Here is a 19476-nt window from a genome sequence, read left to right on the forward strand (position 1 = left end):
TGGTCCGACGGTAACCCCGCCGGGGCGCCCCGCGATACGGACGTGCGCGGGGCGCGTGGGCCCGCGCGGGGCCTCACCCCGGCGTTGCGTCCCGGCGGCGGTACGCCCAGCAGCCCGCCGCCGCGATCAGCACGGTGTAGAGGCAGAACAGGCCCGTCGCCGGGCCCGTGGCGAGGTCGGAGCCCACCAGCGCCCGGGCGAACGGCCGGTCGTCCGCCGGGTACGCGGACACGTCGGTCAGCATCGCCCGGCCGGCCGCGAACGGCAGCAGCCCGCCGATCCCGTCCAGCCCCGGGATCCGGCCGAGCAGCCCGCCCAGCAGGCGCTCGACGATCAGCGGCCACATGCACAGGAACAGCACCGGGATGATCCGGCTGCGGATCAGGGACACCAGCGCGAGGCACAGCAGCGCCCAGCAGCCCGTCCACAGGCTGAACCGCAGGGCGGGCGCCGCCACCCGGCCCCACTCGGGCTGCGCCGCACCGGACGCGGCCAGCACGACGGCGCAGGACAGGGCGCCCAGCAGCGCGCTCGCGGCGGCGGTCAGGGCCCCGACCAGGAAGCCGACCAGGCACTTGGCGGCATAGGCGGCAGACCGCCCGTTGACCGCCAGCCACGTCGTACGGGCGGCACCGCGCACGAGGTCGGTGGAGACGGGGCCGGTGCCGAGGACCAGCAGGAAGAAGCACAGGGCGGGGACCTGCGTGGCCAGCGGGGCCCAGGTGACCGCGTCGGCCACGGCGGCGGCGCCGACGGGCTGCCGGCCCGCGTCGTGGTCGAGCAGGACCGTGACCCCGGCGAGCAGGCTCAGCAGCGCCGCGACGCCGAGCAGCACCCATGTGGAGCGCAGCCCGGCCAGGTGCCGCCACTCGTAGCGGCAGGCCCGGCGGAAGGCCTCGGCGCGGGACACGGGGGTGAGGGGGGTGGAACCGGCCGGCCGGGTCGGCGACGGTTCCGTGACGGGAGAACTCACGAGATCTTGAACTCCTCTTCCGCGATGCCCAGGTAGAACTCCTCCAGGGACGGTCCCGCCTCGTGCAGCCAGTACAGCGGCAGCCGGTTCTCGGCGGCCAGGGTGCCGATCCGGACGCGGTCCAGGCCGGTGATGCGCGCGCTCTGCCCGCCCGTGGGGTCGAGCCGGCCGCCGGCCGCCGCGACGAGGCCGGCGAGCCCCGGCAGGTCCGGTGACTCCACGGTCACCACCCGCCGGTCGGCGGCCCGTTCCAGGAGGTCCGCCATGGGGGAGGCCGCCACGACCCGGCCGCGCGACAGCACCACCACCCGGTCGGCCAACTGCTCCATCTCGCCGAGGAAGTGACTGGACACCAGCACGGCCCGCCCGCCCTCCTCGGCCTGACCGCGCAGGAACTCGCGCAGCCACCGGATCGAATGCGGGTCGAGCCCGTTCGCCGGCTCGTCCAGGATCAGTACGGGCGGATCCCCCAGCAGGGCCTGCGCGATGGCGACCCGCTGGGACATCCCGAGCGACAGCTGGTCCAGGCGCAGCCCGGCCGCCCCGGTCAGGCCGACGGTGGCCAGGAGCTCGTCGACCCGCCGGTCGTCGGCCGCGCTGCCGGCGGCGACCATGCGCAGATGGGTCCGTACACGGTGCTTGGGGTGACCGGCGACCCCGCCGAGCACGGCACCGACGACCGTCCCCGGAGCGCCCCACGCGTGCAGGGGGCGGCCGAGGTAGCGGGTGCTGCCCTCGCCGTGCAGGAGGCCCAGCATCAGCTGGATGGTGGTGGACTTGCCGGCCCCGTTGGCGCCGACGAATCCGGTCACCTCGCCGGCGCGGAGGGTCAACGAGACGTCGTCCAGCACCCGCTTGGGGCCGAAGGACCGGCCGAGACCTTCCGCCTCGACCACCGTATTCATGGGGTGGCGGTTCATGTAGGGTCTCCCTGCGTTATCGCAAGGGGGAGGAAGCCCGCACTCGACGACCTGAACAGGCGTGGAAACCGAAGGGGCGTCACCCGCGGGCTTCTTCCCCCGATGAGAATGTCCGTCAATTACGGCCCGACTTCACGTCGGCGACTTCACGTATACGTCGGAATCAATTCCGTACGAGCCAGATCACCTGCACCGCGAGAGCCGCGTGCGCGAGAACACTCGTCACCCAGGCACTGGGGCCGCGCATTCCATGACGGGAAACCGTCACCCAGCCCGCCGCGATCAATACCGCGGACAGGGCGCAGAACGCCCAGGAAATGACGAGCCAGGGCGTGGAGGGTGCGGTGAGATAGCGGAGGGCCACCACCGGGACGAGGGTCAGCAGGGGCAGGGCCCAGGCGCCTTCACCGGCTGCTCGGGCGGACTTGGTATCGGTCATCCCGGGTACTCCGTCTTCGTTCCGGGTGGTGCTGGGGTGTGCTGGGGTGGTGCTGGGGTGGTGCTTCGACGGTTCCGGAGTGGCGGCGGACCGGGCCGTCCGGGAAGAACCCGGACGGCCCGGCCGACGTCACCGGATCAGCCGCGGAGCTCGGTCAGCCGCGCAGGGCGTTGTAGATCTCGAGGAGCGTCAGTCCCGGAGAGATGGCGGCGAGAGGCGCCCGGACCCACCACGACAGGCCCTCGTACCAGGCCTTGAAGTCGCTGTACTTGCCGCCGATGGCCTTGGCGAAGCCACCGACCTTGCTGAAGGCGGCGCGGATGGCGCTCCACTTGCTGGCGGCCGAGGCCTCACCGGCGACGATCTTGTTCATCTCGGTGCGCTCGGCAGGCGTCAGGTCAGCCGCGAGCGGGCTCGCGAGCAGGGTGCGCGCGGCCTGCTGCGCCTCCGCCTGCTGGGTGGCCGAGACGGACTGGGGCGCCGCCACGGATGCCGAGGAGGCCTGGGCCAGACCGGCGCCGCCCCCGATGGCGATGGCTGCAACGGCCGAAACGGCCGCCATGCGCAGGGTGTTGCGATTCATTTGGAATTCCCTTGCGTTGTCGCAAGGGGGAGGAAGCCCTCGTGGGCAACCTGAACAGGCGTGGAAACCGAATGGTCACCCGCGGACTTCTTTCCCCCGATTACTTGGTCGTTGCCGGTCCGCTCCTGGTCAGGGAGAAGTCCGACGATGTGCTCGTCGTCTCATCCTTCGAGCGGCGGGCACACGTGCACGTTACCCACAAGTCGATCACTTGACCACCGTGTGAATGGCCAACACGCCTCGGGTGCAACCGGGTTCAACGCGTCTACCAGCGGGTTTATGGAAGTGCCTTCGCTTTACCTTCACATTGCTTGGCCGGAAACCGTCTTTGTGGCCGGGATGGGAGGTACACGTGATGAGCGCTCGGACCGGCGTGCGTGACGTTTCCGGCCACGTCGTCGCCCGGTCCGGCCGCCTGACGTCGAGGGCCACCCCCGCTGCCGCTCAAGTGCCCTGCGACGATGCGGGGATGATGCGCGTACTCCATGAGCTGACCGACGTCGAAGATCCCGCCTGGCCCCTTCTCCTCGAGGAAGTCGCCGGTGCGCGGGTGGCCGTTGAGGTGGTGGGGGGCGATGCCGCGCTGGGGCGGGCCGACTTGATGCAGTTGCAGGTGACAGCGCGGTCCTACCTCGGCGGGGTCGTGCTCAACTGCGGTGGGCTGCTCGTGGACGGTGGCTGGCTCCGGGTGTTCGGGAGTCCCGGTGCCGCGGACGCGGGCCGGCTGCCGGGGCTTGGCGCGGTGAACGGCATGCCCGAGGCATTCGATCCCGCGTGGCGGCCGGACGCGGGGCTGGTCGTGGCCCAGGACGTGCTGGGCGGGGTGTTCGCGCTCAACGGCGCCGACCCCGCCGGGGACGGGCGGCCCGGTGGCCCGGGCGAGGTGGTCTACTTCGCTCCCGAGGCATTGCGCTGGGAGGCGCTCGGCGCCGGGTATTCGGCTTGGCTGTCCTGGGTCCTCGGCGGGGACCTCAAGGGTTTCTACGAGGGCGTCCGGTGGCCCGAGTGGCACGAGGAGGTCGCCGGGCTGCGCGGTACGGAAGGCCTGTCGTTCCACCCGCCGCTGTGGTCGGCCGAGGCGCGCCGGGACCTGCGGGCGGCCAGTCGGCGCCCCGTGCCCATGGCGGAGCTGGTGGGTCTGAGCCGGGAGTCGTGCCTCCAGCTCGACGGGGTCGATCCGGGGTTCCTCGGAATCCTGTGAGGCGTCCCGAGGCGCGTTCCGAGGCGCGTCCCGGGGTGTCCCGGCCCGCCCCGAGGCATGCGCCGGGCATCTTGGGGCTGTGGACGAGCAGCAGCGGTTCGGGGTGTGGGTGACCGGGGACGCCTACGAGCGGTACATGGGGCGGTGGAGCCGGCCGGTCGCCGAGCGGTTCGTGGCGTGGCTCGGCTGCGCGCACGGGCTGCGGTGGCTGGACGTGGGCTGCGGTACGGGGGCGTTGAGCCGGGCCGTCGCCGAACGGTGCCGGCCCCGGGCCGTGCTGGGGGTGGACCCGTCCCCGGGGTTCGTGGCCTCGGCCCGGGCGAGTGCTCCCGCCCGCGCCGGGTTCGTCGTCGGTGACGCGGCTTCGCTGCCCGTACGGGACGCGGAGTGGGACGTCGTGGGCAGCGGGCTCGTGCTCAACTTCCTTCCCGCGCCCGGCGCCGCGCTCGCCGAGGCGGTCCGGGTGGTGCGGCCGGGCGGGCTGGTCGCCGCGTACGTGTGGGACTACGCGGACGGCATGGAGTTCCTCCGGCATTTCTGGCGGGCCGCCGTGGCGGTGGATCCGTCCGCCGCGGAGGCGGACGAGACCCGCCGGTTCCCCGTGTGCCGGCCGGAGCCGCTGCGGGCGCTCTGGACGGAGGCGGGGCTGGCCGAGGTGGACGTCGCGCCGATCGAGGTGGACACCGCGTTCGGTGACTTCGACGACTTCTGGGTGCCGTTCCTGGCCGGGCAGGGCCCCGCCCCGGCGTTCGCCGCCGGTCTCGGCCCCGCGGCACGGGACCGGCTGCGCGAGGCACTCCGGGAGGCCGTGCCGGTGAGGGCGGACGGGGCGATCGTGCTGACCGCCCGCGCCTGGGCGGTCAAGGGCCGGCGTCCGGCCCCCGGCGGGCCCCGGCCGCCGAACGTCTGACCGCGTTCGGAGGCCCGGCAGCGGCATTACGGCGGCTCCGCCCGGGGTATCCGGCCAGGAGGGGAGAGGGGGCGCCGTGCGTACGGTCGTACGGAACGTGGGGCGGGTGGCGGCCGCGGTGGGCGCCGTGCTGTCCCTCGGGCTCGCCGGGTGGCTGGTGTGGCTGCTGCCCGGCCCGCAGCTGGCCGCCATCCTCGGCTTCGGGCCCGTCGACGGCGTCGTCACGGTGTACGAGTGCCACGAGGCGGCCGACGCCGAGGGCTACTCGACCGGCACGGACTGCACGGGCTGGTACGCCCCGCGCGGAGCCGGCAGGCCGGCGCGCGAGATCGTGCTGCAGTCGGCCGCGGGGAAGCACCGGCACGGAGCCGAGGTGGAGGTCCGGACGGCGGGCGGGCGCGCCTACGAGCTGTCCGGCACGGCCGTCTTCGACACGGGCACGACCACGGGGCTGCTGCTCGTGCCGTTCCTCACCCTGTCGGCCTGGCTGGTGTCCTGCGCGCGCGGCGCCCGCCCCGGGGGCGGCGACGGCTACTTCCTCGCCGCGCTCGCCGGGATGGTCGCCGTCATCGTGCTGGCCGTGGTGAGCGGCATCGTGGTCGCGATCGGTGTCGCGGTCTTCTGAGTGGCGGTCTTCTGAGGGGCGGTCTTCGCGGTCGCGGTCCGCCGTCACCCGGCCGTGACGCGCGCCGCGAAGGAGTCCAGGTTCACGGCCATCCGCTCCAGCCGTTCGTCGAGCGTCAGGGACTCCTCGTACCGGGTCGTGCGCAGCTTCGGCTGCCGCTTGCCCCGTACGTAAAGGGGGCACGCGAGGTCCGCGCACACGTACACCCCGACCGTGTTCCCCTCGCGGCCGCGGGCGCCCGCCAGGGGCGCCGCGAGCAGCGTGACGCCCGAGGAGGCGTGGCCCGTCAGGCACAGCTGGCAGAGGCTGGACTTCACGGCGCTGGTACGGCTCACCGAGGGCACGCGGAGCGAGATGCCGAGCGGGCCGTCCTGCCGGGGGAGTACGAGATGGGCCTTGAGGGGCGCGCCCGGATCCACCCACCCGAGGAAGTCCAGGTCCTCCCAGGGCAGCTCGGCGAAGCCGAGCGGGAGGCGCAGGCGTGAGGCCTCACCCTTGGTGCAGTTCACGAAGGACGAGCGGATCTGGTTCTCGCTGAGTGGTTCCACGGGCACCGACCCTAAGGTCCGGCCGGATCGGACCGCATCCCGATATCGCCCGCCGTCACCGCCACCGCCCGCCGTCACCGCCACCGCCCGCCGTCACGCGTCGAAGAGGTCGAGCTCGTGGAACTCCAGACCGTCCGCGCCGAGTCCGGTGTTCTCCGCGTGCTCGGCCATCCGGGCGGCGTACTCGGGATGCCCGGCGAGCGAGGTGTAGGTGTCGAAGTCCAGGTCCAGGATCTCGGCGAGGTCCGCGAGGTACACGTCGAGACCGGGGTACATCACGGCCACGTACGGCAGGTCGTCGATGTCGGTCACCAGCACCGGGTACTCGCCCGTGGAGTCCGGCGAGCCCAGGTAGAGCAGGCGGCGCGAGTCGCAGCCGCCGACGAGCGGCAGGCACACGGCGGGCAGCAGTTCCTCGAAGTCGCCGAACATCGCGGCCATGCCGTCGCCGGAGCCGTACATCCACTCCGCCGTCGCCCCCAGCCCCCGGTCGCCGAGGACGGGGGCGGCCGGGTCCTCGTACCAGCCGACGCCGGCGAGCCACGAGCCGTCGAAGGCCAGCCAGCGGCGCAGGCTGGGCGGCAGCGGCCGGCCGCCGGGCAGCGTCAGCCGGTCGAGCACCCCGGGCGCGAGCGGTACGGGGTCGTCGAGGTCCGGGGCGTCGCAGCCGGGCCAGCCATGCTCGCGGACCCGTTCGATCACCCGGTCGATCAGCGCGGCGCCGTGCATGTCCTCGTTCATGCGGTGCACTGTGCCACGGGCCACCGACAGCGCAGCCCTCCGCAACCGGGCGCACGCCCGCGGCGTCCACCGACTGGGGGCGGCGAGGGCGGCGAGGGCGGCGAGGGCGCGGCGGCCCGGGGACGGACGGGGTGCGGATGGCGACCGGTGCGACCGGTAAGGGCCGCGGGCGGCCGGTGCGGGAGCGGCCGGTCCGGAAGCGGTGGGCGTGGTCAACGGGGCGGATCCTGCCCGCGCTCGCGCTCGTCACCGCCCTGCTGATGCTGCTCGCCGGCCGGATCCCGAACCGGGTCGGGAACCCGGGCAGCCTCGTGCAGACCTTCCTGCCCTGGAGCGGGGTCGTCGTGCTCGTGCTCGGCGGGGTCGCGCTGCTGCGCAGGTCGAGGCCCGCGCTGGTGGCCGCTGCGGTGCCGGCGCTCGTCTGGGGCTCCTTCTACGCGGGCACGCTCACCGACCGGGCCGCCGACGGCACCGGGGCCACCGGTGTGCTGACCGTCGTCACCCACAACGTCGACGACGAGAACCCCGACCCCGCCGGCACCGCCCGCGCCCTCGCCGCCACCGGGGCGCAGCTCATCGCGCTTGAGGAGCTGGTCGAGCCCGCGGCCGGCCGGTACGCGGAGGTGCTCGCGGGCGCGTATCCGTACCACGAGGTGCGCGGCACCGTCGGGCTGTGGTCCACGTACCCCCTCGCCGACACCCGGGCCGTACCGGTCATGGAGTGGACCCGCGTCCTGCGCACCACCGCGCGGACCCCGCAGGGGCCGCTGACGGTGTACGTCGCGCACCTCCCGTCCGTACGCGTTCGGCCGGGCTCGGGCTTCGACACGGCCCGCCGCGATGCCGCCGCGCGGCGCCTGGCGGAGGCCGTCCGGGGCGGGCCGGGCGGGCGGACCCTCCTGATGGGCGACCTCAACAGCACCACCGGGGACCGCGCGGTGGCCCCGCTGATGTCGCAGTTCCGCTCCGCGCACGACGCGGCGGGGGCGGGCTTCGGCTTCAGCTGGCCCGCGGCCTTCCCGGTGGCCCGCATCGACCAGGTCATGGTCCGCGGCCTGACCCCGCTCTCGGCCTGGACCCTCCCGGCGACCCCGAGCGACCACCTCCCGGTGGCGGCCCGCCTCCGCTTGTAGTGCGGTGACCGGCTAGCTTCACCGGGCCCTGCGGGCTACGGCTTCCGGTTCTGCGCGATCAGCTTGCCGAAGGCCTCCGGGGTGACCGAGTCGACGCCGCGGCCGGTGTTGACGATGATCTGCCGGCCGTCGATGAAGACCGCCGGTGTGCCCTTGACGCCCTCGTCGTGGAAGGCCTTGCCGACCTTCTCGACCCACGGCATGTAGGTGAGTTCCCGGACGGCCCGGTCGAAGGCGGGGGTGCGCAGGCCCGGGACCTGGTCGGCGAGTTCGAGGAGGGTGGCGGTGGAGCCGTACTTGTCGTCCGTCTCCTTCTCCGGGTGGTTCCTGTAGAGCACCTGGAGGTACTCCATGAACTTCTCCGGGCTCTCGTCGACCGCCGCGCCCAGCGCGTTCACGGCCCGCTTCGAGCCCTTCCCGCCGAGGGCGCCGTCGAGGAAGGTGGCGAAGCGGTACTCGACCCTGTACTCGCCCGCGTCGGCCTGTTCCCTGATGGTCCTGCCCAGGCCGGTCTCGACGCCCGCGCAGAACGGGCACCGGGGGTCGACCCAGACCGTCAGGGTGTGCTGCGCGTCGGCCTTGCCGTACGGGATCACGACCCCGTCCGGGCCGGTGGTGTGGGCGGGCTGGACGAATGGCTTTCCGGCCGAGTCGGGGTCGCCGGGAGCTCCGGACGCGAAGGACGCGGAGGACGCGGCGGAGTTCGAGGCGTACACGCCCACGCCGGCCGCGACGGCGAGTACGGCGACCAGCGAGCCCCCGACCAGCAGCCGGCCGCGCAGCCGCGCCCGCCGCGCCTGCGCCTCGCGCTCCCCGCGGAGCCGGTCGCGGGACTCGCGCCGCTGGTCCTTCTTCGTGCCCGTGCTGCTCGCCATGTCGGCCAGCCTAGGAGCGGGCGTGGCAGAAAACTGGGGTCATTGGGGTATATCGGGTGGGGACTTAAGTCCTTTGTTCGTTCTGTCGTGAGGGTCCCGTGAAGCCGAGACGAATGGTGTGTCATATCTGCCGGGGGGATGGCGAGTCGCGTCCGAAGACCTGATAAACAGAGGGATATTCACGGCCCGACCGGTCGTGTGCCGCATGCCTGACGGCTCCTTGGGGGGATCGCCGCACCGTGAAGCCGCTTCATCGTCATCTAGTCAACACCTCGCGCAAGGTCCTGTGCACGGCCGCACTCGCGGCGAGCCTGACCACCGCCGCGGTCGTGACCAGCCCGACGACCGCCGACGCGGGGGAGTCCGAGTCGACCCCGGACAGTCCGCAGGCCGCCGAACGCGGCGACGCCCGCCTGGACCTGCCCGACCTCGTCGCCGACCCGCCGCCCTCGGGAGCGGCCGCGGCGGGTGGCGAGGGTGCCAGCGGAATACCCGCCACCGCCCTGGACGCCTACAAGCGCGCCGAGCTGTCGGTGGGCGCCGCGCTGCCCGGCTGCAAGCTGCCCTGGGCGCTGCTCGCCGGCATCGGCCGCGTCGAGTCGGTGCACGCCTCCGGCTACGGCCTCAAGCCGGACGGCTACACCGAGAAGCCGATCCGCGGCCCGCGCCTGGACGGCAACGGCTTCGCCGAGATCCGCGACACGGACAAGGGCGAGTGGGACGCGGACACCGTGTACGACCGGGCCGTCGGCCCGCTGCAGTTCATCCCGTCCACCTGGGTCAACTGGGGCGCCGACGGGAACGGCGACGGCAAGCGCGACCCGAACAACATCTACGACGCGGCGCTGGGCGCGGGTCTCTACCTGTGCTCGGGCGACCGCGACCTGTCGAACGCGGCCAAGCTCGACCAGGCGATCCTCAGTTACAACAACTCCCGCGAGTACGTGAACACCGTTCTCGGCTTCATGCGGCAGTACCAGGACGGCGGCGTCAGCGAGGTTCCGAACCCGCCCGCCGGGAACTACCCGACCGTGCCGCCGGGCAACCTGCCCACCCCGCGCCCGACGACGCCCGTCACGCCGACCCCGACGCCCAAGCCGACCCCGACGCCGACCCCCAAGCCGACGCCGACTCCCACGCCGACCCCGACCCCGACCCCGACGCCCACCCCGACGCCGAACCCGGCTCCGCGGCTGGCCGAGCTGGTCGTGCTCGACGGCCCCGGGATCACGGCCGAAGTCGGCGCGGCGGCCTTCGACAAGGTGCCCCGGGTCAAGGTGCTCCTCAGCGACGGCAAGCCGGCCGTCGGCCAGGAAGTGGTCTTCGCCGTCGACACGGACACCACCGGAGGCACCCTCTTCGGTACGGCGGACTCCCTGGTGGCCAAGGCGGACGCGAACGGCATCGCGACCGCGCCGGGCCTGAAGCCGGGCCCCAGGGCCGGAGCGTTCAGCCTGCGGGCCTCGGCCTACGACACGCTGGGCAAGTTCACGGTGAAGTTCGACGGCACGGTCACGGCGAAGCCGGTCGCGGACCGGCTGGCGCGCCCGGAGGGCTCGAAACCGCTGGAGGCCGTCGCCGGCGCCGGCATCAAGGGCGTCGAGGTCCTCGCCACCGCCGACGGCAAGCCCGTCGCCGTGCCGGGTGCCGCGGTCGGCCTGGGCCGGCTGAAGGACGGCACGTGGGTCCCGGTGGATCCGGCGGCCCCGACGGGCCCGTACTTCAAGGACGAGTCCGGCAAGCGCGTCTACACCGGCGAGCCGGGCACCACGGCCAATGTGGGCACCCTCGTCCTCCCGGAGCTCTTCACGGACAAGGACCTCGCCGCCGGGACGTACCAGCTCCGCGTGAGCACCCCCGGAGGCGTCACCCTGATCCTGGACATCAAGATCACCGCCCCGGCCACCACCCCGACGACCAAGCCGACCCCCTGACCCCACCCGGGCCCTGGACCCGAAGCCCCCGGCCCGGCCCCCGGCCGGGCCTGTGGCCCGGCCCTCCGGGCCTGGTCCCGCAGGGGCCAGGCCCACGGGGTGCTGGAGCTCCGGCCCGCAGGGGCCAGATGTGCCGAAGCCGCCCCGGCACCGTGCCAACGGTGCCGGGGCGGCTTCGGCACAACCCCGCCACCCACCCCGGGAGGGAAAAGGCAGGAGCCCCGCCACTCCGCTTGCGCAGAGGGGACGGGGCTCCTTGGGTACTGCTTTCCAACCCGCGAGAGAGTTGGCCCAGGCGACTAGGCCGGGGTGACGTTCTCCGCCTGCGGGCCCTTCGGACCCTGCGTGACGTCGAAGTTCACCGTCTGGTTCTCCTCGAGGGAGCGGAAGCCAGAGGCGTTGATCGCGGAGTAGTGGACGAAGACATCCGGGCCGCCGCCGTCCTGGGCGATGAAGCCGAAGCCCTTTTCAGCGTTGAACCACTTCACGGTTCCGGTAGCCATGAGCCCTCCTATGGGCCAAAGGGTCGCCCTGCTCCAGAACCTGCTAAGAAGTCTGAAAACTACAAAAGCCTGCGGGTCACATTCTCCGCAGGCCTCGTACTGCAAGGGAAACCAAACTGCAACTTGCGTCGAGCCTAGCACGCACCCCGCGGCCGAGACCAGAGGGAAAGATCACGTCACCCGGACGTTTGAGACCCGCCTCAAGGCTGACGCCGACCCTGCGGCTAGTCTCGCGATGTGGATGCCTATCGCAGCCGGCCCCGCGTCGGCCACATTCAGTTCCTGAACTGCCTGCCCCTCTACTGGGGGCTCGCCCGAACCGGCACCCTGCTGGACCTGGAGCTGACCAAGGACTCCCCCGAGAAGCTCAGCGAGCGGCTCGTCGAGGGGGACCTCGACATCGCCCCGATCACCCTCGTGGAGTTCCTCCGCAACGCCGATCAGCTCGTCGCCTTCCCCGACATCGCCGTCGGCTGCGACGGCCCGGTGATGTCCTGCGTGATCGTCTCGCAGGTGCCCCTGGGGCAGCTCGACGGAGCCCGGGTCGCCCTGGGATCCACCTCCCGTACGTCCGTACGCCTCGCCCAGCTGCTGCTTTCCGAGCAGTACGGGGTACGGCCCGACTACTACACCTGCCCGCCCGACCTGAGCCTGATGATGCAGGAGGCGGACGCGGCGGTACTGATCGGGGACGCCGCGCTGCGCGCCTCCCTGCACGACGCGCCCCGGCTCGGGCTGACCGTGTACGACCTGGGGCACATGTGGAAGGAGTGGACCGGACTGCCGTTCGTCTTCGCCGTCTGGGCCGCCCGCAAGGACTACCTCGAACGCGAGCCGGGCGTCGTGCGCGAGGTCCACGAAGCCTTCCTCTCCTCCCGTGACCTGTCCCTCGAAGAGGTCACCAAGGTCGCCGAGCAGGCGGCCCGCTGGGAGGCCTTCGACGCCGACCTGCTGGAGCGTTACTTCACCACGCTCGACTTCCGCTTCGGGCCGGAACAGCTGGCCGGCGTAAGGGAATTCGCGCGCCGAACCGGAGCGACGACGGGCTATCCGGCCGATGTATCCGTGCAGCTCCTGGAAGCGTCCGTACCGGCGCCCGTCATGGAACCGGTCATGGAACCGGCCATCGAGTCCTGACCGATTTACCCGCTGTTTCCGGTGGCTTCCATTCCATTCCTTTCCGAGTGCCCGGCACGGGAATGCGGAAAGGAATGGCCGCCCGTTCCGCTTCGCGGACCCACGGCGGCGGACACCCCGACGCCCTAAGGTGCTGTCAGGGATCTTCCCGGGGGATGGGGGACGCGATGCAGCCGCTCGAAGCGGGCGAACCACGGACCATCGGCGCGTACCGGCTGCTCGGCCGGCTCGGCGCGGGCGGCATGGGCCGGGTCTACCTCGGCCGCAGCACGGGCGGCCGGACCGTGGCCGTCAAGATCGTGCATCCGCACTTCGCCACCGACGAGGAGTTCCGCGCCCGCTTCCGCCGCGAGGTGGAGGCGGCCCGGCGGGTCGGCGGGGAGTGGACGGCGCCCGTACTGGACGCCGATCCGGAGGCCGCCGTGCCGTGGGTGGCGACGGGGTACGTGGCCGGGCCCTCGCTGGACCGGGCGGTCGCCGGGCACGGCCCGCTGCCGGAGGCCTCGGTGCGGGCCGTCGGAGCCGGGCTGGCCCGCGCCCTGGTGGCCGTGCACGGGCTGGGCCTCGTCCACCGGGACGTGAAGCCGTCGAACGTGATGCTGACCCTGGACGGGCCCCGGCTGATCGACTTCGGGATCGCGCGGGCCACCGACGGCACCGCCTCGCTCACCTCCACCGGGGTCTCCGTCGGCTCGCCCGGCTACATGTCGCCCGAGCAGATCCTCGGCAAGGGGATCACCGGGGCGGCCGACGTGTTCTCCCTCGGCGCGGTCCTGGCCTTCGCCGCGACCGGCCGCCCGCCCTTCACCGGGGACAACTCGGCGACCCTCCTCTACAAGGTGGTCCACGAGCCGCCGGAGCTGGACGCGGTCCCGCCCGGCCCGCTGCGCGAGCTGATCGGGGCCTGCCTGGCCAAGACCCCCGCCGACCGCCCGGCCCCGGCGGCCGTCGCGGAGGTCCTCGCCCCCGCCCTGGGCGCACCGGGCTGGCTGCCCGCGCCCCTGGTCGAGGAGGCCAGCCGGGCCGCGGTGGCGCTGCTCAACCTCGACGCCGGCCCCGCCGAACCCGGGTTCGGTCCCCCGCCCGCCGAGGCCCCGTCCGGGCCGGTGCCGTTCACGACCCCCTCGTACGGGGGCCAGGCCGCCGGGGCCGCGTACGGTCCGCCGGGCACGGGCGGCGGCCCGTACGGCAGCCTGGGCGGGCCCTACGCGCCCGCTGGCCCCTACGGCACGCCCGCCACGCCCGGCCCGCCCGCCACGCCCGGCACGCCCGCCACGCCCGCCGGGGGCGTGCCGCAGCCGCGGACCGCGCCCGACGCCGGGCGGCAGGTCGCCGTCACCGCGGCCGGGCGCCGCTTCAGCTGCACGCTCGTGCTGGCCGCCGCCGCGGTGCTGGCCGGGCTCGCGGGCGGGCTGTACGGGATGGGGCTGCTGCCGGGGCAGGGGGCCGGGCAGCGCGACCTGGCCGACGGCAGCGCGCGCCCCACCGTCCCGGGCCAGGCCGGCACGGCCCCCGCGGCCACGCCCAGTACGAGCGGCGGCGGCTCCGAAGCGCCGAAGGGCCGTACCGACGTCCCCAAGGAGCTCATCGGGACCTGGAAGGGCAACGTCACCACCACCGGGCGGCTGACCACGGAGATCGAGATCACCGTCAAGGCCGGGAAGGTGGGCGAGATCGTCGCCCGGGACAAGTCCGTCGTGCCCGTCCTCGGCACCGACTGCGGCGGGGACTGGAGGCTCGCCTCGGCGACCGACCGCTCCCTCGTCCTGGACACCTCCGCCGGGCCCAACCCGGCCCCCGGCATCTGCTCCAACGGCTCCGCCAACGAGCGCCTGACCCTCAACGCCAACGGGACACTGCACTACAAGTCGGGCGACGGCCCGGCCGGAAACCCCGAAGGAGATCTGACGCGCAGCCCCTGAAACCGGCCGGACGGCCCTGGCGTAGGCTGGATCGGTCCGGACCTTGACACAGACACACCGCCGAAGGGTGACTCACCGGTGACCGACCAGGCCGTTCTCCAGTCTGTCCTCGACCGCGCCGCCGCGGGGGGCCGGATCACCAAGGAAGAGGCGCTCGACCTCTACCGCCACGCGCCCCTGCACGCGCTGGGCCAGGCTGCCGACGCGGTGCGCCGCCGCCGCTACGCGGGCACCGAGCACATCGCGACGTACATCATCGAGCGCAACATCAACTACACGAACGTGTGTGTCACGGCGTGCAAGTTCTGCGCCTTCTACGCGGCCCCCAAGGACACGAAGAAGGGCTGGACGCGCGACCTCGACGACATCCTGCGCCGCTGCGCGGAGACCGTCGAGCTCGGCGGCACGCAGATCATGTTCCAGGGCGGCCACCACCCGGACTTCGGCGTCGAGTACTACGAGCACCACTTCTCCGCCATCAAGCAGGCCTACCCGCAGCTGGTCATCCACTCCCTCGGCGCCTCCGAGGTCGAGCACATGGCCCGCATCTCCAAGGTGTCGGTGGAGGAGGCGATCCAGCGCATCCACGCCGCCGGTCTCGACTCCTTCGCGGGCGCCGGCGCCGAACTGCTGCCGGAGCGGCCGCGCAAGGCGATCGCCCCGCTCAAGGAGTCCGGCGAGCGCTGGCTGGAGATCATGGAGATCGCCCACAAGCTGGGCGTGGAGTCCACCTCCACCATGCTGATGGGCACCGGCGAGACCAACGCCGAGCGCATCGAGCACATCGCGATGATCCGGGACACGCAGGACCGCACCGGCGGCTTCCGCGCCTTCATCCCGTACACGTACCAGCCCGAGAACAACCACCTCAAGGGCCGTACGCAGGCGACGATCTTCGAGTACCTGCGCATGATCGCGATCGCGCGCCTCTTCCTCGACAACGTCGCGCACATCCAGGGCTCCTGGCTCACTGTCGGCAAGGAGGCGGGCCAGCTCTCCCTCCACTACGGCGCGGACGACCTCGGCTCGGTCATGCTGGAGGAGAACGTCGTCTCCTCGGCCGGTGCCAAGCACCGCTCCAACCGCCAGGAGATCATCGACCTGATCCGCAAGGCGGGCCGCACCCCGGCCCAGCGCGCGACGACGTACGAGCACCTCGCCGTGCACGACGACCCGGCGAACGACCCGGTCGACGACCGCGTCGCCTCGCACATCTCCTCGATCGCCATCGAGGGCGGCACGGCCCACCCCGAGCTGAAGCTCATTTCCGCGAACTGACGCCGGACGAACCGACGCCGACGAACCGATGCGTACGCTCCATTCCGCCGAACTCCTCCTCCCCGGGCCCGGATCAGCGCCGGTGGCCAACGGCGCGGTCCTGGTCGAAGGCGACCGGATCGCGGCGCTCGGCCCCTTCGCCGAGCTCGCCGAGGGCTTCCCGCACGCCCGCGCCCGCCGCTGGCCCGGCCTGCTCACCCCAGGGCTGCTGGTGCGCGGGGCGGACGAGCTGCTGGAGCGCACGTACTACCCGGACGAGCCGTACGAGGTCACCGAGCTCGGCGCCGACCCCATCAGCGGGGAGGCGGCGCTGGAGGAGCTGAAGCTGACGGAGGCCCGCTGGGGCAACAGCGCCCGGCGCGGCACCCAGAAGCTCCTCGCGCGCGGGGTCGTGGCCGTCGCGGGCCGCTTCACGGTCCCGGCGGTGCGCACGGCGGTGTCCCGCTCCGGCCTGGCGATCCTGCCGCCGGCGGCGCCGGAGGGCGCGCCCTCCCTGGACCCCTTCGCCGGGCGGGAGACGGCGGGGCAGGCCTTCCACGGGGTCCTGGCGGCGGGCGCGCCGGCCCGCTTCGCGGTCTTCGCGGTGGCGGACGAGGCGGCGCTGTTGGAGCAGGGCGCGACGACCTGCGTGGCCACGGTCATCAGCGGCCGTCTGCTGCACCGCCGCCGCTGAGCGACGGGCCGCAGGCCCCTTCCCGCGCGAGGGCGGCGAGCAGACAGGCCTGGAGCCGGCTTATCCCGCCGAGCTTGGCCCGTATGTTCCCGACGTGGAACTTCACCGTGCTGACCGACAGTTGGAGCTGATCGGCGAGCTCCGCGTTGGAGGCGCCGGTGGCCAGCCAGAGGAACACGGCCGACTCCTGCTCGGTGAGCTGGGCCTCCTGCGGCACCTGGGTGCCGTACGAGGGGAACCAGCCGGGGACGGTGAAACTGACGACGCGCAAGGTTTCCACGGTTATGGGACGCGCGGACCCGACAGATAAGTTCCGCTCGTGTCGTACGGCCAGGCGTTTGCCACGCAGCCGAGCAGCCCCTTGATCTGCTGCATCATCGCGGGCGCGGGCTTGCCGGGCCCCGGGCAGGTCTCGTGCTCGCGGCCGATCTCGTGCCCCACCTCGTGGTTGACGATCAGCGCCCGGTACTCCTCCACCGGTCCCTTGAACTGCGGGGAACCCTCCTGCCAGCGCTTGAGGTTGACCACGACCGTGTGCCCGGCGCGGCAGTTCGTCTCCCCGATCAGCTCGGGCGTGACCACCTCGCACAGCCGGTCGGTGGTCGTCGGCGTCGCGATCTTCACGGTGAAGTCCACCGGCTCGCCGGGCCCGGCGAGCTGGAAGCCGTACGCCGGGTCGTTGGTCCAGCCGCGCGGGTGTCCGAGGATCGCCTCGACGGCCTTCGCGGCGCCGTCTGCGTCCACCCCGCTGCCCTCCTCGACCTCCATGCGCCAGCGGCGCACCGTCCCCTTGCCCTGCGGGCCACCGGAGGCGGCGGAGGCGGTGAAGACCCCCGGCCGGGCGGGCGCGGCGCTCGTCGCGGCGGGCGTCGGCGGGTGCGTGGACGGTGTGGGGGGCGGGGCGGAGTGGTGCGCGGGGGAGGGGGAGCGCCGGCCGCCCTGCGCGGAGGGGTCACCGCCGTCGGAGGCCGCGCCGGGCTGCTCGTCGGCCCCTCCGTCCTTCTTCTTGCGGCCCTCGGCGACGGTGGTCCCCTCGTGCCCACTCGTCGCGTACGCGGTCACGCCCACCGCGACCGCGAGGACCGCCGCCGTGCTGACGAGCGTGCGCCGCAGCCGTCTGCGCCGCTCGGCGCGGCGTCTGGCACGCGGACTGTTCGGGGTGCTGCGGCGCGAGCGACCGGTGTTATGGCCTGCCGGCATCGTGAAGCCCTCTGTTTTCCGGCGGCCACTGCCCGGACCGTGCCGTGACTCGGATGCCGGTCCGGGGGGTGACCCTCGCACCGGGCCGCACCCCGCCAGTCAACGCGGACCCGTGGGCCTCGCGTAACTGTCCTTCGGGCCAGTTGTACCGGTTCGTGGAGCCCCCGCCGCGGGGCGCGGCGAGGCCTGAGAGGATGGCTCCGTATCCGCCGATCCGTACCGCACGCACACCGAGGGGCCAACGCCAGTGACCCGCGCTTCCCTGGACAAGCAGCCGCACGAAGTCGCCTCCATGTTCGACCGCGTCGCGGCCAACTACGACCTCACCAACGACGTGCTCTCCCTCGGCCAGGACCGGGTGTGGCGCAAGGAGGTCGCCAAGGCGGTCGGGGCCCGTCCCGGGCACAAGGTCCTGGACCTGGCCGCCGGCACCGCGACCTCCTCGCTGCCGTTCGCCGCGACCGGCGCGTACGTCGTCCCCTGCGACTTCTCCCTCGGGATGCTGCGCGAGGGCAAGAAGAAGCACCCGTGGCTGCCGCTGACCGCCGGTGACGGGACGAAGCTGCCGTTCAAGGACGACGTCTTCGACACCGTGACGATCTCCTTCGGGCTGCGCAACGTCCAGGACACCGACGCCGCCCTGCGCGAGCTGTACCGGGTGACCAAGCCCGGCGGCAAGGTCGTCATCTGCGAGTTCTCGCAGCCCACGTGGGCGCCGTTCCGCACGGTCTACACGGAGTATCTGATGCGCGCGCTGCCGCCGGTGGCCCGGGCGGTGTCCTCCAACCCCGACGCGTACGTGTACCTCGCCGAGTCCATCCGGGAATGGCCCGACCAGCCCGCCCTCGCCGGGCTCCTGCAGAAGGCCGGCTGGTCCGAGGTGGCGTGGCGCAACCTCAGCGGCGGCATCGTCGCCCTGCACCGGGGCACCAAGGCCTGATGGACTACGACGCCCTGCTGGAGCGGATCGCGAAGGACATCGCCCCGCTGGTCGGCAGCGGCACGCCCGCCGAATACATCCCGGCCCTCGCGACGGTGGACCGGAACCGCTTCGGGATGGCGATCGCCGACCTCGACGGCAGCGTGTACGGGGTGGGGGACTGGCAGGTGCCCTTCTCCGCGCAGTCGATCACCAAGGTCTTCGCCCTCGCCCTGGCCCTCGCCGAGGGAGGTGACAGCCTGTGGGAGCGGGTCGGCCGGGAGCCTTCCGGCAACCCGTTCAACTCGCTGGTGCAGCTGGAGTACGAGAACGGCATCCCGCGCAACCCGTTCATCAACGCCGGCGCGCTCGTCGTCACCGACCGGCTCCAGACCCTCACGGGTGACGCGAGCAGCGAACTGCTCACCTTCCTGCGCGCGGAGAGCGGCAACCCGGACGTCGCCTTCGACGCGGAGGTGGCCGCCTCGGAGCACGAGCACGGCGACCGCAACGCGGCCCTCGCCCACTTCATGGCCTCGTACGGCAACATCGACAACCCCGTGCCGGCGCTCCTGGACCACTACTTCTGGCAGTGCTCCATCGAGATGACCTGCGCCGACCTGTCCCGCGCCGGCCTTTTCCTGGCCCGCCACGGCCTGCGCGCGGACGGCTCCCGCCTCCTGACGCGCAGCGAGGCCAAGCAGATCAACGCGGTCATGATGACCTGCGGGACGTACGACGCGGCGGGCGAGTTCGCCTACCGCGTCGGCCTCCCGGGCAAGAGCGGCGTCGGCGGCGGCATCATCGCGGTCGTCCCGGGCCAGTGCGTCCTGGCGGTCTGGAGCCCCGGCCTGGACGCCCAGGGCAACTCGGTGGCGGGCGTGGCGGCCCTGGACCGCTTCACGACGCTGACGGGCCTGTCGGTGTTCTAGGGGTACGGGCCCACGGGCGGTCGGAGCCTT

The 19476-nt window shown here is 73.0% G+C and carries 21 protein-coding genes; 11 read left to right on the plus strand and 10 right to left on the minus strand.

Translation table 11 applies throughout. From position 1 onward, the window contains the following. Window positions 1-73: 73 nt before the first annotated feature. The 4 genes from ACZ6Y1_RS20890 to ACZ6Y1_RS20905 form a co-directional block, all read right to left on the minus strand. A complete protein-coding gene (locus tag ACZ6Y1_RS20890; protein WP_469631669.1) occupies window positions 74-973 on the minus strand; it encodes a hypothetical protein in 900 nt (299 codons plus the stop codon). Further along, on the minus strand, window positions 970-1893 hold the full coding sequence (locus ACZ6Y1_RS20895) for an ABC transporter ATP-binding protein (RefSeq protein WP_469631672.1): 924 nt from the start codon (window positions 1891-1893) through the stop codon (window positions 970-972). The genes ACZ6Y1_RS20890 and ACZ6Y1_RS20895 overlap by 4 nt, the downstream gene beginning before the upstream one ends. Before the next feature lie 163 nt (window positions 1894-2056). Continuing rightward, window positions 2057-2332 carry a hypothetical protein gene (locus ACZ6Y1_RS20900; protein ID WP_469631674.1) on the minus strand — a complete coding sequence of 92 codons (276 nt, stop codon included), beginning with the start codon at window positions 2330-2332 and terminating at the stop codon, window positions 2057-2059. A 154-nt stretch (window positions 2333-2486) separates the two neighbouring features. Beyond that, window positions 2487-2915 carry a hypothetical protein gene (locus ACZ6Y1_RS20905; protein WP_469631677.1) on the minus strand — a complete coding sequence of 143 codons (429 nt, stop codon included), beginning with the start codon at window positions 2913-2915 and terminating at the stop codon, window positions 2487-2489. 469 nt (window positions 2916-3384) lie between these two features. On the opposite strand from ACZ6Y1_RS20905, the gene ACZ6Y1_RS20910 reads away from it, so the two are divergent. From ACZ6Y1_RS20910 to ACZ6Y1_RS20920, 3 genes are all read left to right on the plus strand, one after another. Then, window positions 3385-4116 carry a DUF2625 family protein gene (locus ACZ6Y1_RS20910; RefSeq protein WP_469631680.1) on the plus strand — a complete coding sequence of 244 codons (732 nt, stop codon included), beginning with the start codon at window positions 3385-3387 and terminating at the stop codon, window positions 4114-4116. Between the two features lie 79 nt (window positions 4117-4195). Continuing rightward, window positions 4196-5026 (plus strand): class I SAM-dependent methyltransferase, encoded by an 831-nt coding sequence (locus ACZ6Y1_RS20915; RefSeq protein ID WP_469631682.1) that lies wholly within the window; start codon window positions 4196-4198, stop codon window positions 5024-5026. Window positions 5027-5102: 76 nt separating this feature from the next. Next, window positions 5103-5651, plus strand: a complete 549-nt coding sequence (locus tag ACZ6Y1_RS20920) for a hypothetical protein (protein ID WP_469631684.1) — start codon at window positions 5103-5105, stop codon at window positions 5649-5651. A 44-nt stretch (window positions 5652-5695) separates the two neighbouring features. Here ACZ6Y1_RS20920 and ACZ6Y1_RS20925 read toward each other — a convergent pair whose 3' ends face one another. Together ACZ6Y1_RS20925 and ACZ6Y1_RS20930 are read right to left on the minus strand one after the other, a co-directional pair. Then, window positions 5696-6199 carry an FBP domain-containing protein gene (locus ACZ6Y1_RS20925; RefSeq protein ID WP_469631687.1) on the minus strand — a complete coding sequence of 168 codons (504 nt, stop codon included), beginning with the start codon at window positions 6197-6199 and terminating at the stop codon, window positions 5696-5698. Window positions 6200-6292: 93 nt separating this feature from the next. Then, window positions 6293-6940: a hypothetical protein gene (locus ACZ6Y1_RS20930; protein WP_469631691.1), complete on the minus strand. Its 648-nt coding sequence runs from the start codon at window positions 6938-6940 to the stop codon at window positions 6293-6295. A 137-nt stretch (window positions 6941-7077) separates the two neighbouring features. On the opposite strand from ACZ6Y1_RS20930, the gene ACZ6Y1_RS20935 reads away from it, so the two are divergent. Further along, window positions 7078-8073 (plus strand): endonuclease/exonuclease/phosphatase family protein, encoded by a 996-nt coding sequence (locus ACZ6Y1_RS20935; RefSeq protein WP_469631693.1) that lies wholly within the window; start codon window positions 7078-7080, stop codon window positions 8071-8073. Between the two features lie 35 nt (window positions 8074-8108). Here the strand turns inward: ACZ6Y1_RS20935 and ACZ6Y1_RS20940 are convergent, their stop codons facing one another. Next, complete coding sequence (locus ACZ6Y1_RS20940) at window positions 8109-8948, minus strand: thioredoxin domain-containing protein (RefSeq protein ID WP_469631696.1); 840 nt, start codon at window positions 8946-8948, stop codon at window positions 8109-8111. Window positions 8949-9187: 239 nt separating this feature from the next. Between ACZ6Y1_RS20940 and ACZ6Y1_RS20945 the strand changes: the two genes are divergently transcribed. Continuing rightward, window positions 9188-10882, plus strand: coding sequence for a lytic transglycosylase domain-containing protein (locus ACZ6Y1_RS20945; RefSeq protein ID WP_469631699.1), 1695 nt, complete (start codon window positions 9188-9190; stop codon window positions 10880-10882). A 299-nt stretch (window positions 10883-11181) separates the two neighbouring features. Here the strand turns inward: ACZ6Y1_RS20945 and ACZ6Y1_RS20950 are convergent, their stop codons facing one another. Further along, the gene (locus tag ACZ6Y1_RS20950) at window positions 11182-11385 is read right to left on the minus strand and encodes a cold-shock protein (protein WP_030012116.1); all 204 of its coding nucleotides are present in this window, start codon (window positions 11383-11385) and stop codon (window positions 11182-11184) included. Window positions 11386-11622: 237 nt separating this feature from the next. On the opposite strand from ACZ6Y1_RS20950, the gene ACZ6Y1_RS20955 reads away from it, so the two are divergent. The 4 genes from ACZ6Y1_RS20955 (at window position 11623) to ACZ6Y1_RS20970 (ending at window position 16395) form a co-directional block, all read left to right on the plus strand. Next, window positions 11623-12522, plus strand: coding sequence for a menaquinone biosynthetic enzyme MqnA/MqnD family protein (locus tag ACZ6Y1_RS20955; protein ID WP_469631702.1), 900 nt, complete (start codon window positions 11623-11625; stop codon window positions 12520-12522). Between the two features lie 167 nt (window positions 12523-12689). Continuing rightward, on the plus strand, window positions 12690-14444 hold the full coding sequence (locus ACZ6Y1_RS20960) for a serine/threonine-protein kinase (RefSeq protein WP_469632044.1): 1755 nt from the start codon (window positions 12690-12692) through the stop codon (window positions 14442-14444). A gap of 78 nt (window positions 14445-14522) precedes the next feature. Next, window positions 14523-15722 carry a cyclic dehypoxanthinyl futalosine synthase gene (mqnC, locus tag ACZ6Y1_RS20965; RefSeq protein ID WP_469631705.1) on the plus strand — a complete coding sequence of 400 codons (1200 nt, stop codon included), beginning with the start codon at window positions 14523-14525 and terminating at the stop codon, window positions 15720-15722. A 28-nt stretch (window positions 15723-15750) separates the two neighbouring features. After that, a complete protein-coding gene (locus ACZ6Y1_RS20970; RefSeq protein WP_469631708.1) occupies window positions 15751-16395 on the plus strand; it encodes an imidazolonepropionase-like domain-containing protein in 645 nt (214 codons plus the stop codon). On the opposite strand, the gene ACZ6Y1_RS20975 is transcribed toward ACZ6Y1_RS20970, so the two are convergent. Next, window positions 16364-16666 carry a response regulator transcription factor gene (locus ACZ6Y1_RS20975; protein ID WP_469631711.1) on the minus strand — a complete coding sequence of 101 codons (303 nt, stop codon included), beginning with the start codon at window positions 16664-16666 and terminating at the stop codon, window positions 16364-16366. The genes ACZ6Y1_RS20970 and ACZ6Y1_RS20975 overlap by 32 nt on opposite strands. Before the next feature lie 11 nt (window positions 16667-16677). Next, window positions 16678-17595, minus strand: coding sequence for a DUF3152 domain-containing protein (locus ACZ6Y1_RS20980; RefSeq protein ID WP_469631714.1), 918 nt, complete (start codon window positions 17593-17595; stop codon window positions 16678-16680). A 247-nt stretch (window positions 17596-17842) separates the two neighbouring features. On the opposite strand from ACZ6Y1_RS20980, the gene ACZ6Y1_RS20985 reads away from it, so the two are divergent. Together ACZ6Y1_RS20985 and ACZ6Y1_RS20990 are read left to right on the plus strand one after the other, a co-directional pair. Beyond that, window positions 17843-18535 carry a demethylmenaquinone methyltransferase gene (locus tag ACZ6Y1_RS20985; RefSeq protein WP_469631717.1) on the plus strand — a complete coding sequence of 231 codons (693 nt, stop codon included), beginning with the start codon at window positions 17843-17845 and terminating at the stop codon, window positions 18533-18535. Further along, window positions 18535-19446: a glutaminase gene (locus ACZ6Y1_RS20990; RefSeq protein ID WP_469631720.1), complete on the plus strand. Its 912-nt coding sequence runs from the start codon at window positions 18535-18537 to the stop codon at window positions 19444-19446. Before ACZ6Y1_RS20985 ends, ACZ6Y1_RS20990 begins: the two co-directional genes overlap by 1 nt. Window positions 19447-19476 lie beyond the last annotated feature (30 nt).

It is taken from the genome of Streptomyces sp. NPDC053432 (assembly GCF_055585365.1).